At 57.5% G+C, this 15776-nt stretch carries 14 protein-coding genes; 7 read left to right on the top strand and 7 right to left on the bottom strand.

Features of this window, described 5'->3' with window-relative positions; translation table 11 throughout:
* Nucleotides 1–63 precede the first annotated feature (63 nt).
* From FHW17_RS14965 to FHW17_RS14955, 3 genes are all read left to right on the top strand, one after another.
* Nucleotides 64–1527, top strand: a complete 1464-nt coding sequence (locus FHW17_RS14965; protein WP_112525153.1) for a YcjX family protein — start codon at nucleotides 64–66, stop codon at nucleotides 1525–1527.
* Complete coding sequence (locus FHW17_RS14960) at nucleotides 1524–2606, top strand: TIGR01620 family protein (RefSeq protein ID WP_182510233.1); 1083 nt, start codon at nucleotides 1524–1526, stop codon at nucleotides 2604–2606. Before FHW17_RS14965 ends, FHW17_RS14960 begins: the two co-directional genes overlap by 4 nt.
* Nucleotides 2607–2714: 108 nt before the next feature.
* Entirely contained in the window at nucleotides 2715–3251 is a 537-nt protein-coding gene (locus FHW17_RS14955) for a hypothetical protein (RefSeq protein WP_112525157.1), read from the top strand.
* Here the strand turns inward: FHW17_RS14955 and folK are convergent, their stop codons facing one another.
* Nucleotides 3252–3776: a 2-amino-4-hydroxy-6-hydroxymethyldihydropteridine diphosphokinase gene (gene folK / locus FHW17_RS14950; protein WP_182510232.1), complete on the bottom strand. Its 525-nt coding sequence runs from the start codon at nucleotides 3774–3776 to the stop codon at nucleotides 3252–3254.
* On the bottom strand, nucleotides 3776–4612 hold the full coding sequence (folP, locus tag FHW17_RS14945; RefSeq protein ID WP_182510231.1) for a dihydropteroate synthase: 837 nt from the start codon (nucleotides 4610–4612) through the stop codon (nucleotides 3776–3778). The genes folK and folP overlap by 1 nt, the downstream gene beginning before the upstream one ends.
* A 138-nt stretch (nucleotides 4613–4750) precedes the next feature.
* Between folP and FHW17_RS14940 the strand changes: the two genes are divergently transcribed.
* Both FHW17_RS14940 and FHW17_RS14935 read left to right on the top strand, forming a co-directional pair.
* The gene (locus tag FHW17_RS14940; RefSeq protein WP_112525251.1) at nucleotides 4751–5365 is read left to right on the top strand and encodes a DUF922 domain-containing protein; all 615 of its coding nucleotides are present in this window, start codon (nucleotides 4751–4753) and stop codon (nucleotides 5363–5365) included.
* A gap of 26 nt (nucleotides 5366–5391) precedes the next feature.
* Complete coding sequence (locus FHW17_RS14935) at nucleotides 5392–5964, top strand: DNA polymerase III subunit epsilon (protein WP_182510230.1); 573 nt, start codon at nucleotides 5392–5394, stop codon at nucleotides 5962–5964.
* Between the two features lie 34 nt (nucleotides 5965–5998).
* Here FHW17_RS14935 and FHW17_RS14930 read toward each other — a convergent pair whose 3' ends face one another.
* From FHW17_RS14930 to FHW17_RS14920, 3 genes are all read right to left on the bottom strand, one after another.
* Nucleotides 5999–7024: an NAD(P)/FAD-dependent oxidoreductase gene (locus FHW17_RS14930; RefSeq protein ID WP_112525163.1), complete on the bottom strand. Its 1026-nt coding sequence runs from the start codon at nucleotides 7022–7024 to the stop codon at nucleotides 5999–6001.
* A gap of 100 nt (nucleotides 7025–7124) precedes the next feature.
* Nucleotides 7125–7445, bottom strand: coding sequence for a 2Fe-2S iron-sulfur cluster-binding protein (locus FHW17_RS14925; RefSeq protein WP_112525165.1), 321 nt, complete (start codon nucleotides 7443–7445; stop codon nucleotides 7125–7127).
* A 123-nt stretch (nucleotides 7446–7568) separates the two neighbouring features.
* On the bottom strand, nucleotides 7569–7943 hold the full coding sequence (locus tag FHW17_RS14920) for an Hpt domain-containing protein (RefSeq protein WP_227986384.1): 375 nt from the start codon (nucleotides 7941–7943) through the stop codon (nucleotides 7569–7571).
* A 301-nt stretch (nucleotides 7944–8244) separates the two neighbouring features.
* Here FHW17_RS14920 and FHW17_RS14915 point away from each other — a divergent pair, with 301 nt between their 5' ends.
* A complete protein-coding gene (locus FHW17_RS14915; RefSeq protein ID WP_182510229.1) occupies nucleotides 8245–13386 on the top strand; it encodes a kinesin in 5142 nt (1713 codons plus the stop codon).
* Nucleotides 13387–13619: 233 nt separating this feature from the next.
* Here the strand turns inward: FHW17_RS14915 and ftrA are convergent, their stop codons facing one another.
* Nucleotides 13620–14600, bottom strand: a complete 981-nt coding sequence (ftrA, locus tag FHW17_RS14910) for a transcriptional regulator FtrA (RefSeq protein WP_182510228.1) — start codon at nucleotides 14598–14600, stop codon at nucleotides 13620–13622.
* 86 nt (nucleotides 14601–14686) lie between these two features.
* Here ftrA and FHW17_RS14905 point away from each other — a divergent pair, with 86 nt between their 5' ends.
* A complete protein-coding gene (locus FHW17_RS14905) occupies nucleotides 14687–15112 on the top strand; it encodes a rhodanese-like domain-containing protein (RefSeq protein ID WP_182510227.1) in 426 nt (141 codons plus the stop codon).
* A 3-nt stretch (nucleotides 15113–15115) separates the two neighbouring features.
* Here FHW17_RS14905 and FHW17_RS14900 read toward each other — a convergent pair whose 3' ends face one another.
* A complete protein-coding gene (locus FHW17_RS14900) occupies nucleotides 15116–15673 on the bottom strand; it encodes an ABC-type transport auxiliary lipoprotein family protein (RefSeq protein ID WP_182510364.1) in 558 nt (185 codons plus the stop codon).
* Nucleotides 15674–15776: the final 103 nt, after the last annotated feature.

Raw genomic sequence — 15776 nt, 5'->3', positions numbered from 1 at the left:
GTGGCCCCTATATCCGGCCACAGACTTGCATTGGTAACAGAGCGAAAGCGCAGGACGATTGCCTTGGGAACACTGACCACACTGACCGACGAAGCAAAGATCGCGCTCGATACTCTGGCGGATCGCACCACAGCGCTGGTTTCCCCCTCGCTGCGGCTTGGCGTCACCGGCCTTTCCCGGGCAGGCAAGACGGTTTTCATCACGGCTCTGGTTCACAATCTCATCCATGGCGGCCGGTTGCCATTGTTCGAAGCGCAAAAGTCGGGACGCATCGCCAAAGCCTATCTTGAGGAACAGCCAGATGATGCGGTGCCGCGTTTTCAATATGAAGACCATCTGAAAGCTCTTATCGAGGATCGTGTCTGGCCTGACTCAACGCGGGCAATTTCCGAGTTGCGGCTGACCATCGAGTACGAATCGGCCTCGATGTGGAACCGCATGTTCTCCGGCGGCAAACTCTCCGTCGATATTGTCGATTATCCCGGCGAATGGCTGCTTGATCTGCCACTGCTCAATAAGAGCTTTGCTGAATTTTCCAGGGACTCATTTGATCTCGCCCGCCTTGAAAACCGGCGGGAATTGGCAAGCGAATGGCTCGCCGAGGCAGACAGTATCAATCCCGATGCGCAGGCGGATGAAGTGACGGCCCAACGCCTCGCCCGCAGCTTCACCGGTTATCTTAGAGCTGGCAAGGCAGACGAGCGCGCGCTCTCGACATTGCCACCCGGCCGCTTTCTGATGCCCGGCGATCTCGATGGCTCGCCCGCCCTCACCTTTGCACCACTGCCCGATCTTGGTTCAGCCAAACATCGTTCAGGCTCGCTCGCCGCCATGATGGAACGCCGTTACGAGGCGTACAAAACCCATGTGGTCAAACCATTCTTCCGCGAACACATTGCGCGGCTGGACCGCCAGATCGTGCTTGTTGATGCCATGCAGGCAATGAACGCCGGAACCTCGGCCATTGCCGATCTTGAACGCGCCTTGACCGAAATTCTTTCGTGCTTTCGCCCCGGAAGCACCAACTTCCTCACCGGGCTTGTCCAAAGACGCATTGGCCGCATTCTGATTGCCGCGACCAAGGCCGATCACCTGCACCATGAAAGCCATGACCGGCTGCAGGCCATCGTCCGCCGTCTGGTCGATCGCGCTGTCAGCCGTGCGGATTTCTCCGGCGCGAATGTTGATGTGCTTGCCATGGCCGCCGTGCGCACCACGCGCGAAGCGACGGTCACGCAGGGCAAGGAAATCCTGCCTGTTATCGTGGGAACACCGCTGAAAGGCGAAACCATCGACGGCGAACGCTTCGACGGCAAGACCGAAACTGCGATATTTCCCGGTGACTTACCGGAAAAACCGGACTCAATTTTCGAAGGACCGGAATCAGTTTCTGAAGACCCGGCCATTCGTTTTGTCCGCTTCCGTCCGCCAAGCCTCGAAAAAACCGCGGAAGGCTTTACACTTTCACTGCCGCATATCCGGCTTGACCGGGCGCTTCAGTTCCTGATCGGAGATCGTCTCGCATGACCGACAGCAACCCACGCAAACCCGCCGCCTTCCGCATTGATCCGCCTGTTGCAAACCAGCGCGCAAAGACCGAGACGGCACCAAAGCCCGAGGCCCGCAGGCCTACCGCCATCAAGGATATCGCCGTCATCACGCCAGCGCCAGTTGATGTGTTCGATCTCGACGCTGAGGCGGCGGGCGAACTCGACGCCTTGACCCCACCACCGGCTTTGCCACGCAAAAAACGCCTCTCCTTTGCGTCCGTGCTGACGGGCGCGCTGGGTGTCCTCGTCTCCCTTGCTGTTGGCCTTTGGGCTGACAATCTCATCCGCACATTGTTCGAGCGCGCGCCATGGCTTGGCTGGGTCGCGCTTGCCGTTGGTATTGTCGCCGCGCTCTCGCTTCTGGCTATCATTATCCGGGAGGGCCTTGCCCTGCGCCGTCTGGCATCCGTGCAGTCGTTACGCGATGAAGCGGCAAAAGCAGCTGCCGACAATGATGTCAGACAGGCCAAGGCCGCCGTGGCCCGGCTCGTGACAATCGCCGAAACCATGCCCGCCACAGCGAAGGGCCGCGCCCTGCTGCATGATTTGCGCGATGATGTGATCGACGGGCGCGATCTCATCCGCCTGACGGAAACCGAGCTGCTGCGCCCGCTCGACCGGCAGGCGCGCGAAATGATCCTTGCCGCATCGAAACGCGTTTCAGTTGTGACAGCCGTCAGCCCGCGCGCTCTGGTTGATATCGGCTATGTCGTGTTCGAATCCGCGCGCCTGATCCGCCGCCTGTCAGAACTTTACGGTGGACGCCCGGGAACGCTGGGTTTCCTCAAGCTGACGCGCAATGTGATCGCCCATCTTGCTGTTACCGGCACTGTTGCCATGGGCGACAGCATCATCCAGCAGCTTGTTGGCCATGGCCTTGCCGCAAAACTGTCGGCGCGTCTGGGTGAAGGTGTCATCAACGGCCTGATGACTGCACGCATCGGCATTTCGGCGATGGATCTGGTCCGGCCTTTCCCGTTCAATGCGGAAAAGCGTCCGGGAATTGGCGATTTTATCGGGGACCTCGCCCGCATTGGCGGTGCAAAAAAAGAATAATCCTGTGGACGGGGTTGCAATTTCGGCAGGAATGGCAACCATCCGTTAACCATTCCAACCGATGATCGGTCATCGTCATTTCAATGATTTGTGTTGAGTATATCCCCAATGAAAACACGCGCAGCTGCCGCTACCCTGTCTTTGTTCGCCTGCGCGCTCTTCGCGTTTTCAGCACAAGCCAAGGATAAAGACACAGAATTCTTCCAGACCGTGGAAGGCCAATGGGTCGGCCCCGGCGAGATTGTTGCGGGCAAGTACAAGGGTACGAAATTTACCTGTACGCTCGATGGTTCAACGCCCGGTGAAACCGCTGGGATGACGCTTGATGGCAATTGCCGCGTCGGTATTTTCAACCAGCCGATGAAAGCAACCATTGCCCGCACCGGCGGTACCTATAAGGGCGCGTTCCTCGATGGTGCAGCTGGCAAAGGTCTTGATATTACCGGCGGCAGTGTTTCCGGTGATCGCGTGGTGCTGAACATCACCCGCAAGCAATTGACCGGCGCCATGCTGGCCAAGTTTACCGGTGATAATCAGCTGAATGTCACCATTTCGGTTCGGCTTGAAGACACGCTGATCCCGGTCGTTGGCATGACCCTGAAGCGCGTCGACAACACCGCCGTCGGCAGTATCGTCAAGAACTGACTATTCAGCCCTGCTTTCAAGCCACCAGCCCGCGTCTTCGCGGGCTTTTTCTATGCCTGTACGGTCACATGATGCTGCCCATTCGGCCACGCGTTTCCCATTGACCACAAGATCAGGCGCAATATCGCTAAGCGGCACCAGCACGAAAGCACGCTCGGTCATGCGCGGATGGGGGAGTGTGAGCTTCGGGCTTTCCACGGGTTTCCAGTTTTCATAAACGAGCACATCAATATCGATGATGCGTGGTCCCCAGCGCTCAATCCGTTCACGTTTCATGTGGCGCTCAATATCGAGGCAGACAGCCAGCAAATCCTCCGGCAGCATGGATGTTTCCACCTGCGCGCAGGCATTGTGAAACCACGCCTGATCGGTTTTGCCCCATGGCGGAGTGCGATAGACAGGCGAAACAGCGGCGACACGCGTGTCATCGCGCGCATGCAGCGCCTGCAAGGCCTCCGCCATCGCCTGTATGGGTTCGCCGATATTGCCGCCAAGGCCAAGCCACGTTCTGTATCTGATGGTCATTAATCAGCGCTCCGCTGCTGGAGGATTGCGTCAGTCATGACAAGCGCATCCCGGTTCGTCTTGACGTCATGCACCCGGAAAACATCCGCTCCGGCCAGTCGCAGAATAGCCGAGGTGGCGGCGGTTGCCGCATCCCGCTCATCCGCGTCCCGTCCGGTAACTGCACCAAGAAAACGCTTGCGCGATGTGCCAGCCAGAAACGGATAACCGAAAGCCTTGAGTTCAGCGAAACGCCGGATCAGCGCCAGATTCTCTTCGGTTTCCTTGGCAAAACCAAACCCCGGATCGAGTACGATCTGGTCATGCGCCACACCCGCAAGCTTGGCGATCTCCAGTGACCGGTTGAGAAATGCGAACTGATCCACGATCACGTCGGGGTCACGTTCCCTTTCGCGGCCCGTGTGCATGATGACAAGTCCGGCGCCCGTCTTGGCGGCGAGATCCGCAATCGCCGGTTCGCGCTGCACGCCCCACACATCGTTGACGATATGCGCACCGGCAGCAACGGCCAGCCGTGCCGTTTCTTCTCGGTAGGTATCGACGGAAATCAGGACATCGGTTTCTTTTGCCAGTGCCTCGATGACGGGAAGCACCCGCGACTGTTCCGTTTTGGGATCAACCCGGGTGGCACCCGGACGGGTCGACTCACCACCGACATCGATGATCGCAGCACCCTCGGCAATCATCGCCCGTGCGCCCTCAATTGCCTTGTCGAGCGCAAGATGTACGCCGCCATCGGAAAAGGAATCCGGTGTAACGTTAAGAACACCCATAATGACGGACACTGGCCCGAGGGTCAGGGATCGTCCATGCGCCAGACGCCACTCTCTTTGCATAGGGATGCTCCTCCGATGAATGCTGAAACTGTTTTTGAACAGAACAATCGCCGCGTCAATTCATCCGCAACGTTTTTGGTCCTAGAGTGTTGTAAGCTTGATCAGGCAGGCTTGTCAGAAACGAAGGACCGATCCCCCATGAAGACTATCTTGAGAATGGCGGCTTTCGCATGCGCATGTCTGTTTGCAGTGCAAAGTGCCAGTGCAGCGGTGGTCCTGCGCAAATACGAATATTTTACCCTGTCGGGCAAAACGGCTGCTGATCTCGACCGCGAACTCAGCCGTCGCGGCCCGCAAATACACAAAACAGGGCAGCGCCACCCCGGCGCGACACAGATGCGTTTCAATACAAAGGTCAAATATGGTTCCGACGCCAAAAGCTGCCGGGTTGTCGAGGCCGATATCACCATCCATGCCCGTGTGCATCTGCCACGCTGGAAGCAGCGTGCATCGGCCAAGCCCGACCTTGCGCTGATCTGGGACACGCTTTCAGCCGATATCAAACGCCACGAGGAGAGTCATATCATTATCGCCCGCACGGCGGCATTTGATATGGAGCGGGCGCTCAAAGCCCTGCCCTGGCGCAGCAATTGTGATGAGATGAAAACGGACGCTGCAGCCCTGATGACCAAGCTGATGCTGCAGCAGGACGCAGCGCAGATTCAGTTCGACCGGGTAGAAGGCAAGAATTTTGAACGCCGTTTCGAACGGCTTCTGGTCTTCCGGATACAACGGCAAATGCAAAAGAAGTGACACCATCGTTACCACCCGGAGAACGCATGTCGCCCTTTTATGTCGTCACTGATGTGGAATTCGATGGCCCGTTACCAGGCACCCATTCGATGCTGGCATTTGCATCGGTGGCAATGTCCGCAACTGGCATTATCCTCGGCGAATTCGAAGCGGTGCTTGAGCCGCTCGATGGGGCTATAAAAGACAAGAGGACCATGGCCTTCTGGCAAGCGCATCCACAAGCATGGTTGGCCTCAACGTTGAACCCCCAGCCGCCCGAAACAATGATGCACAATTTCGTCAACTGGGTCAGCTCATTCGATGGGGAGCCGATTTTTGCCGCCCATCCGGTGGCACTGGATGGACCATGGCTCGATTATTATCTCAAGCGGTTTACCGGTCGCCCCTTATATGAGGGGCCGTGGATTCCCGACCGCCTTTTCCAACATGCTCCCCTTTGCCTCATGTCTCTGGTTTCAGGCAAAACCGGACGTGCGCACTGGGAATGTGATGTGAATCATTATCCACCGGAATGGTTGGGCTCTTTAGAACATACCCATCGGGCAATCGATGACGCACGCGGCTATGCCAATCTACTACGCGCCATGGTGCTGGGTTGAATTTTTCACACCACGACGCTTAAATCCTGTTTTCTTAATGCACGCCAAGCTTTTTCTGCAGGCTTGTGGATGAGGTCGTGTACTGGAACACCACCCGCTCACCGGGGCTGACGATCCGCTTGGCCGCTTGCGTCATCAGCGCGGCCTCATGGAAGCCCGATAGAATGAGCTTCAGCTTGCCCGGATACCAATTGATGTCGCCGATGGCAAAAATTCCCGGCTCGGATGTTTCAAATGTCTCCACATTAACCGGAACGAGATTCTCGTGCAGATTAAGCCCCCAATCGGCAATAGGCCCGAGTTTCATGGTCAATCCGAAGAATGGCAGCAGACGTGTGACGGGAATCTCGGTTTCGCCCTCGGCGGCCTTGACCGTCGCACTTGAAAGCTGACCATCCTCACCCTTCAAGCCTGAAATCTGCCCAAGCTCGAAGCGAACGCTGCCGCTTTCAACGAGTTCGAACATTTTCTTGACGCTATCGGGCGCTGCGCGAAACTCGGCACGGCGATGCACCACTGTCAGACTGCGCGCGATGGGTTGCAGATTGAGCGCCCAGTCGAGAGCCGAATCGCCGCCCCCAACAATCAGCACGTCTTCATCACGGAATTCCTCCATGCGGCGCACCGAATAGAAAACGCTCTTGCCCTCGAAAGCTTCGATGCCGGGAACCGGCGGGCGTTTTGGCTGAAATGAACCACCACCGGCGGCAATCACCACCACCTTGGTTTCAAAAATCTCGCCTTCATCCGTCTCCACATGGAATTGACCATCCGGCTGGCGTTCCAGCCGCGTCACCATGCGGTTAAAGTGAAACTGCGGTGCAAATGGCTTGATCTGCTCCATCAGCTTGTCGGTCAGTCCCTGCCCGCTGATTTCGGGCCAAGCCGGAATATCATAAATAGGTTTTTCCGGATAAAGCTCGGCACATTGGCCGCCGGGGCGATCGAGAATATCAATGAGATGGCATTTGAGATCATAAAGGCCAAGTTCAAACACGGCAAACAGGCCAACCGGCCCCGCACCAATGATCACAACATCCGTTTTCGTCATTTCACTCATCGATATTTCCTCATGACATGCCACCATACTATTCCACACCGGCTTGCGGTCGGGAATGGAGCATTTCTAATCGGTCGATGAGAAAATATCAGCCTAAATATTAGGCCTGGCGTTCCGGAACATGGACGACGAGACCATCAAGTTCATCGGAAACGCGGATCTGGCAGGACAGGCGCGAGCTGGGACGCACATCATAGGCAAAGTCGAGCATATCTTCTTCCATGGCTTCCGGCTCGCCGGTCACGTCTTTCCATGCATCATCAACATAAACGTGGCATGTGGCGCATGCGCAGGCACCGCCGCACTCGGCGTCGATGCCCGGAACCGCATTGCGGATGGCACTTTCCATCACTGTCGAACCGTTTTCGGCGTCCGTATCAAAGCGGACACCGTCGAAAGTGACAAACGTGATCTTTGCCATGAAAAAAGCCCCAAGCAGAAAAGTTACCGCTGAGATAGGGATTTGGACAGGGAAGTCAATTGCACTCCCTGACGCAGCCCAGACCTTGCTGGGGTCAGGCTGCTCGCGCGTGATCGCTGCAATCTAGCGCGTGATCGCTGCGATATAGTCCCGAACATCGATAATTTCAGGACGCAATTCGTTCACCAGCTTTGCATTGCCGGGAGATTGTTCGATTGATTCGGCAATATCGGCAACGCGGAAGGCGCCGACGGCACGCGCAGAACCCTTGAGCGATTTGGCAAGACGAACGCGTTCATCCACATTTGCCTGACCAAGCCGATCAACGATCGTGCAAATCTGCCGGGAAAACAGGCTGAGGATTTCGGTCTCAAGCGCCCTGTTGCCAAATGTTTCGCGGGTAAGGTGTACGAGATCGATAGGTCGTTTGCGTGATGGTTTGGACGTTTCGCCGCCCGGCAACGCAAATGCCATTGACGCTTGTTGTGGCAGTGCCATTATACTCTCCTGAACACAGACTCAAATGAATGCACAAGTTTAATCACTTGCCTGATATTCTGGGTTAAAGCATGGCGGCTACCCCCCGAATTGGCCTGATGTGGTGAACGAACGGTTAATTCGGGCATTCGGGCAAAATTTGGATCAGGTCTCAAAAATTAACCTTGTGTTTAAACTTTTAAGCATTTCCCGAATCCATTGTTTCTTTCCAATCCATGTGCCAGTACGATACACTTAAGGCGTAAAGAGTATGGCGCAGTCGACTCCACATGTGGTCGCTGCCCAATATTGCGAGGTAAACATGGCCACAGCCCCGAAGAACAAAGTAGCGAAAGCCGAAGATGAACTTGGCGAAGCTCTTGAAAAGGCTCTAGAAATTGATTTCGATGAGTCGACACTCGGCATGGATATGGATCTTTCGCCGATCGACGACGATCTGATCTCTTTTAACGATCTGGAAGCGCAGATATCCCAGGCAGCGCAGGAACTGGCAGCGGAAAAACACACGCCGCCGGTGGTGCCTGAACCTGTGAAACCTGTGGAAATCAAGGAAACCCTTGCCGCGCAGAACACGATTCCGCTGCCTGCGCCCAAGCCGCAGATCATGGCTGCCAACCCGATTCCCGCTGCCCCGCCCGCGCCGCCAAAGGCACCGGCTGTGCCGCCGCAGACTTTCAAGCCGGCAAATGATGATTTGCTGCAGAACACCCAATCAGCCATCCGCGCGACAGGTTCGCTTCAGGCGCCGCGCTCCTATGGTCTCGTTACGGCTATCGTCAGCATTTTATGGGCTGCCGGGGTTATCGCACTCGGTCAGGCCATTTACGGCTCGTCCCTATGGTCGATTCGCTCTTTCGCCGATTTTGCTGCCGCGCCCCACGCCATTGCGCTTGCTGTCGCGATTATCGTTCCGATCATGCTGTTCTGGGCCTTTGCCCTGATGGTCCGCCGCGCACAGGAAATGCAATACGCTGCACGCTCCATGGCGGAAGCCGCGATGCGTCTGTCCGAGCCGGAAATGCTCTCTTCCGACCGCGTGGCCTCGCTGGGTCAGGCCGTTCGCCGTGAAGTCGCCGCCATGAGCGAAGGTGTTGAACGCACCCTCGCCCGCGCCGTCGAACTGGAAACGCTTGTACAGACCGAAGTAAACCAGCTTGAGCGCGTTTATACGGACAATGAACACCGCATCCGTACCCTCGTTGACCGCCTCGGTGGTGAACGCGAATCGGTTATCGGTCATGCCGAACGGGTTCGTGCCTCGATTTCGAGCGCGCATGAGCAGTTGAAGGACGAATTGTCGCTCGCAGGCGATTCGCTGCGCGACAATCTGCTCAACGCTTCGACCAATCTCACCATGTCGATCAGCCAGTCGGGTGACTCGCTCATTGATCGTCTGACCCAGAGTGGTCACACGATTGCTGAGTCCATCGGTTCGCGTTCCGACGACATCTCGGCCAAGATTACAACTTCGGGCGAAGCCTTTGCAAATCTTCTGGAAATGCGCATTGCGGCTCTCTCCGAACAGACCGATTCGGTCACGATGAAACTGGCCGATACGCTGGATGGCCGCACCAACAGCATGCTCTCGCTGCTGGGCAACGCCACCCAGACGCTGGTCGGTGAATTTGACACGCGCCTTGCCGGATTGGACACCACGATCAACGACCGTGGCCGTTCTCTGCTGGCAGAGTTCGAAACCCGCGCCCAGTCGCTGGATGCCAGCACCGAGCGCCTGAATTCGGCTCTCGAAGCCCGCGCACGCCAGATCAACGAGCAGCTGATCGAGCGTACCCGCGACATCGCCAAGACCTTCACCGATGGCCGCGCCTCGATTGATGGTATTGTTGATGAGACGAAGGCGAAGATCGGCAACGATCTGTCGAGCCTGTCGGAATCGGTTGGAAGCCTCTTGTCAGCCAATGCTTCGACCTTTGCTGACAAACTGGCCGAAAGCCGCGATGCCCTCGCCGCCACCCTGTCGGGTGAAACAGAACGTGCCGCCTCGATCATCCGTGATCAGGCCGGACAGCTTGGCGATCATACATCGAGCCTACGTTCGGTTCTCGAAACCAGCACGGCTGCCATTGGCCAGATCATTGACGGTCATACGGCATCCATCGATGACCGTGCGGCTAGCCTGCGCTCTGCCCTTGCGGATAATGATGCCCGCATCGGTGCAACGCTTGATTCCCACGCCAAGGCCATCGAAGACCGCACATCGGGCATGCATGCCGCATTCTCCGATACGGACGAAAAGATCCGCCAGACGCTCGACGATCATGCCCGCAGCATTGATGCCCGCAGTGCAGGTGTTGAAGCAGCGATTCTGGCCAGCGATGCCCGCATCGGCCAGACGCTCGACGCCCATGCCAAGATCATCGATGACCGCACATCCGGTATGCGCGCCGCCTTTGTCGACACACATGCCAAGATTGCCCAGACTCTTGACCATCACGCCAAGAGCCTTGATGAGCGCAATCAGGACATCCAGCTGGCTCTGGCTGGCAGCGATGCGAAGCTTGATGAAACACTGGCTGCCCACACGCAGGCCATCGACGCCCGCAATGCGGAAATACAGTCGACCCTGCTCAACAGCGGTGCACGCATTGATGGCACACTCAACGGTTTCATCGAATCCGTTGATGGCCGCACAAGCCGCATCGAAAGCGCATTGACCGGCAGCGATGAGCGCATCAGCAATGTTCTGGCATCCCATGCCAGCGCCATTGAGGATCGCACAGCGGGTATCGAACAGGCACTTGCCAATAGCGATACACGCATCGGCAATACGCTCTCCTCCCATGCCTCGGCATTGGATGAGCGCACGGCAGCCATTCAGGCCGCGCTTGAAAACACCCATGCGCAAATCGGCCAGACCCTTGCCGGTCATGCCTCGGTTATCGATGAACGCACAGCGGGTATCCGCTCGGTCCTCGACGCCAGCAATGCCCAGATCGGCAGCGTGCTCACCTCGCACGTTACCGCCATTGATGAACGCGCTGCGGCACTGCGGGCAACACTCAATGACAGCAGTGCCCAGATTGGTGATACCCTCGCGTCGCATGTTGGTGCGATTGACGAACGGGCAGCGGCCGTCACGGCAGCGCTTGCCAATAGCAACGCCAAGATCGGCAATACGCTTGCTTCGCATGTCAACACGCTCGATGAGCGCGCGGCAGCAATTCAGGCAACGATTGCCGATAGCAATACCGGTATCAGCGACACGCTTGCGGCACATATCAATACAATTGATGAGCGTGCAGCGGCCATTGCAGCGACCCTTGCCGACACGGATACCCGTATTGGCGATACGCTGAACAGCCATGCCAGCGTGCTGGATGACCGTATCAGCAACATTCGCGCAGCCATGGAACAGGGCAATGCGATCATCAGCCAGACCCTCGACGGTCAGGCAGGGGCGATCACCGATCGCACTGTTGCCTTGCAGGCCGTTCTGCAGGACAGCGCCGATGTGCTTGCCAAGGCCTTTGAAAACCATGGCGGCACCATCGACGAACGCACCACAACCATGCAGAGCGCGCTCGCCATGGGTGTCGACAATGTCCGTAAGTCGCTTGAACAGAGCGCCTCGGTCGTTGCCCGCACCCTGCGTGAAAAGATCACCGAAGCCGCTTCCACCCTTACCGGTGAAGCACAGAAGGCCGGTGAAGCACTCGACGGTCATGGCGAGGCATTCAGCCTGCGCATGAACGAAAGCCTTGCTGAAACAGAAAAGCGTCTGGGTCATCGTGCAACCGAAGCTGCCGCCAATCTGGAAGCTCTGGAAGCCCGCTTCACGGCAGCCACGGATTCGACAGCATCCAAGCTTGCCGAAAGCACCCGCGAACTCAACGAAGTGCTTTCTGCCCGTTCGCAGGAAATCATCAGCATTCTCGACAACACGGCACAGCCGCTGGTTGAGAGCCTTGCTGATAATGGCCGCACTCTGGCTTCACAGCTGGTTGAAGCCACCACAGCAGCCACAGAACGCCTGCGCGTGGAAAATGCGGCCCTGATCAATGCCATTGCCAGCAGAACCGCGGAGACCATCACCGCCGTTCAGCAGGCCAAGGCAGGCCTCACCGATGACGTGAGCAACCTGATCGACCGCCTCTCCTCTTCCAACGCGAAGCTGGGCGAACTGATCGATATGGCCACCAAGAACCTCGGTGACATTGACGGGCGTCTGCTCGACACGACAACCACCTTTGCTGAAAATGCAACGCGTGCTGCCGAGTCCTTCGAATCCTCGACACGCCTCATCGATGGCAATATCGGCAAGCTCTCACAGCTGTCCAACGTGACACTTGTGGACATTGCCTCCATCGCCAAGCGTTTTGACGAACATGGCAAGATGCTGGGCGCAGCCTCCGAACTGATCAACTCGTCCCAGTCGAATCTTGCTTCGACCTTCGACGAACGTCAGTCGGCACTGCAGAATCTGGCAGCAGGTCTTGTGGAGAAATCCGAGAGCGTCGAAAAGACCATGCGGTCGTTCGAATCCCTCGTCTCCTCGGCTTTCGACCGCGCAGAAGGCCGTGCCACACAGACAACCGAACAGATCCGCAATTCGATCTCGGAAGTTGTCGAACAGGCATCGCAGAAGTTCGCCAATGCGACGGATGAAATTCGCCGCTCCTCAGCTGCCATCCGCGCGGAACTCGAAGAGACCCGTTCGGAACTGCAGCGCGGTGTGATGGACATGCCTGAAGAAGCCAAGCAGTCGACGGCACAGATGCGCAAGGCGGTTTCCGAGCAGATCAACGCCTTGAAGGAACTGTCGGAAATCGTTCAGAAATCCGGACGTCTGACAGATGTTGGCGAAGCACGGGCAGCCCGCGCGCCAGCTCCTGCCCGCGTGGCAGCGGCAGCCGCTCCGGCTCCACAGCCGCGCAGCGAACCTGTCGCCGCTCCTCGCGCAGTAGCTCCTGCTCAGGCTGCACCGGCACCGGCCATGCGTGGCAGTCTCGATGCCCGCGGCAATGCCGAACAGCCAAAGCAGGGCAATGGCTGGGTCTCTGACCTGCTCCGCCGCGCTTCCAGTGACGAAGCACCGGCTGAACCCAAGGCAAAGGCACCCGAAGCCCGCTCGCCCGGTCAGGTGGTTGAATCGCTGAACTCACTTTCAGTCGATATCACCCGTGCGATCGATCATGAGGCTTCTGTTGAACTCTGGCAGCGTTATCGTGCCGGTGAACGCAATGTGTTCACCCGCCGTCTCTACACGCTGAAGGGCCAGCAGACCTTTGACGAGATCAAGCGCAAATATCAGGCCGATGCGGAGTTCCGCCGTGCGGTTGACCGTTACATGGACGATTTCGAGCGCCTGCTGGAAGACGTTGCCCGCAACGATCGCGACAACGTTGTTACACAGAACTACCTCACATCGGATACCGGCAAGGTCTACACCATGCTGGCTCATGCGAGTAACCGCCTGCGCTGATCTGAGATTGCTCTAAATTGAAAAACGCGGCCTTCGAGCCGCGTTTTTTGTTTGTAGGAGGTGGTGGGGATGGTTCGTGGTCGACATAACAAGCATGAGGGAGAGTGAGGATGCAACGATAGTCGCAGAGATTATCGTTGCATCCTCACTCTCCCTCATGGTTGTTATGTCGAACCACGAAACCTCACCACCTCCCACAAACCACTTATCAAACCCAACCCTCAATCAGCCATCTACCGCCCAAACATCTCCCGGTAAGCAGTTGGTGTCGTGGCCAGTTGCTGGCGAAAGTGGTGCCTGAGAGTTGCGGCAGTGCCAAAACCGGTAGTTTCGGCAATCATTTCCACCGAAAGCAGGGACTGTTCAAGCAGTGCCCGCGCCTTGGCCAAACGTTCTGACAGCAACCATTTAGCCGGGGTCGTGCCTGTCGCCGCCTCGAACCGGCGCAGGAATGTGCGCGGGCTCATACCTGCCGCCTTGGCCAATGACGCGATGGAAAAATCCGTCGTAAGTTCATTGCGCATCCGTTCCAGCAGCGGCGACAGCCGAATGCCCTCATGCGCAGGCGGCACAGCGCGTTCGACAAATTGCGCCTGCCCGCCCTCGCGGTGCGGGGCCACCACAAGACGGCGGGCAACCTTGTTGGCAGCTTGCGTGCCGAAATCGCGCCGGATCAGATGCAGGCACAGATCAATCCCTGCCGCACTTCCGGCTGAGGTCAGAACACTGCCCTCATCGACATAAAGGACATTCGGCTCAACCGCGATATCGGGATAACGTTCAGCCAGAAGGTCCGCATAGCGCCAATGCGTCGTTGCCTTGCGCCCGGACAAAAGCCCCGCAGCCGCCAGCACAAACACCCCGGAGCAAATGGACAGAATGCGTGCCCCCTTTGCGTGCGCCCGCCTCAGTGCCTCCGACAACCGGTCGGGCACCGAATGCTCGACGCCGCGCCAACCGGGCATGATGATGGTTCCAGCTTGTTCGAAGAGATCGAGCCCGCCATCGGCGATGATGCGCACACCACCGGTCGCGCGCAGTTCGCCCACCTCAATACTGGCGACGGCAAACCTGTACCAATCGTCGCCCATCTCCGGGCGTGGCAGCCCGAACATTTCCACGACAAGGCCAAATTCGAAAGTGCAGAGCCCGTCATAGGCGACGGCAACAACCAGCGGATTTTCAAGGCGAGCGGCAGTCGATGCGTTTGACATGATATTGACGATATATGGCAATCTTGCCAACTACCAGTGCCGAGTTGCCTGTCCTATTGATTTGACATCAACACAGGAGAGCCCCCATGAGCTATGTCACGGAAACGCCAGCCGCCTCTGCACAGATCGCCATCGAGCATTTTTCCCGGCTTCTTTCGCTGGAAACCGATTGCGCGGATGTCGCCGCCGCTTTGAAAACAGGTGAACAGGATTTTGTGCTTCTGCATGTGGTGGGTACGCCCGCTGCCTATGAACGCCGTCACGTACCGGGTGCCATTCACTTGCCGCACCGGGAAATATCCGCCGAGCGCATGGCTAAATGGCCTGATGATACTCTGTTTATCGCCTATTGCGCCGGGCCGCATTGCAATGGCGCAGATCAAGCCGCGCTAAAGCTGGCGAGACTTGGCCGTCCGGTAAAGATTATGATCGGCGGCATAACCGGCTGGGCTGATGAAGAACTACCATTTGCCAGCGGCCCGGAAGCCGGCGCGCTCAAAAAGGTCGCGTAGACCTTAAATAACCGACAGCGTCCAGGTGACGATATCGCTTGCGGCGCTGTCAAACGCACTATCGAGTGCCTTGATATAGGCCGCATTGCCCTGCCCGCCACTTACTAGTGAAGTTGAGCGGAACACACGCGTTGCGCGTACAGTGCCGTTCTTGTCGTTGAGAATCTTGATGGCAATCTCGACGACGGCGGTTTCCTTGCCCGAGGCATCGATATCGAACGTGCGAATATTGCTGATAACCTGATAATCGATTGCCAGCCCCTCGCCGGGACGACCCACCCCGCCAAACCGGCCAGAACTTTCAAACGCCTGTACCAGCCGTGTCTGCACAATATTCGGCAGACGATCCGACCACTGCGCACCCTTCAGGAAAGAAATCGCATTGGGCCCGGAGCGGACAACGACATTCTCGCCATCAAGCGCCTTGAGCGCGGACGGAGCGGCGATCAGAATCTGGCGGCTGCCATGCTTTTTGGATGCACTGTCTGACAGGGACGGGCTGGAAAGATCAAACGTATCAAGCTTCTTGGCTCCCGCGCATGCGGAAACGGACAAGGCCATCAGCAGAGCGGCAATTGTCGTTCTTGAATTCACCAATGGTCTCTTCCCTGTCACGCAACGCTTCACGATTCATTAACCTTCATGCGATGCAGTTTTGCCAAAG

It is taken from the genome of Phyllobacterium sp. P30BS-XVII (genome assembly GCF_014138335.1).
Classification (GTDB): Bacteria; Pseudomonadota; Alphaproteobacteria; order Rhizobiales; family Rhizobiaceae; genus Phyllobacterium; species Phyllobacterium meliloti.
This window is presented reverse-complemented; position numbering and strand designations above follow the sequence as displayed.

Coding starts and splice junctions, on each gene's coding strand:
- FHW17_RS14960 (WP_182510233.1), top strand. CDS start 1,524: ATGACCGACAGCAACCCACGCAAACCCGCCGCCTTCCGCATTGATCCG.
- FHW17_RS14955 (WP_112525157.1), top strand. CDS start 2,715: ATGAAAACACGCGCAGCTGCCGCTACCCTGTCTTTGTTCGCCTGCGCG.
- folK (WP_182510232.1), bottom strand. CDS start 3,776: ATGACCATCAGATACAGAACGTGGCTTGGCCTTGGCGGCAATATCGGC.
- folP (WP_182510231.1), bottom strand. CDS start 4,612: ATGCAAAGAGAGTGGCGTCTGGCGCATGGACGATCCCTGACCCTCGGG.
- FHW17_RS14940 (WP_112525251.1), top strand. CDS start 4,751: ATGAAGACTATCTTGAGAATGGCGGCTTTCGCATGCGCATGTCTGTTT.
- FHW17_RS14935 (WP_182510230.1), top strand. CDS start 5,392: ATGTCGCCCTTTTATGTCGTCACTGATGTGGAATTCGATGGCCCGTTA.
- FHW17_RS14930 (WP_112525163.1), bottom strand. CDS start 7,024: ATGAGTGAAATGACGAAAACGGATGTTGTGATCATTGGTGCGGGGCCG.
- FHW17_RS14925 (WP_112525165.1), bottom strand. CDS start 7,445: ATGGCAAAGATCACGTTTGTCACTTTCGACGGTGTCCGCTTTGATACG.
- FHW17_RS14920 (WP_227986384.1), bottom strand. CDS start 7,943: ATGGCACTGCCACAACAAGCGTCAATGGCATTTGCGTTGCCGGGCGGC.
- FHW17_RS14915 (WP_182510229.1), top strand. CDS start 8,245: ATGGCCACAGCCCCGAAGAACAAAGTAGCGAAAGCCGAAGATGAACTT.
- ftrA (WP_182510228.1), bottom strand. CDS start 14,600: ATGTCAAACGCATCGACTGCCGCTCGCCTTGAAAATCCGCTGGTTGTT.
- FHW17_RS14905 (WP_182510227.1), top strand. CDS start 14,687: ATGAGCTATGTCACGGAAACGCCAGCCGCCTCTGCACAGATCGCCATC.
- FHW17_RS14900 (WP_182510364.1), bottom strand. CDS start 15,673: ATGGCCTTGTCCGTTTCCGCATGCGCGGGAGCCAAGAAGCTTGATACG.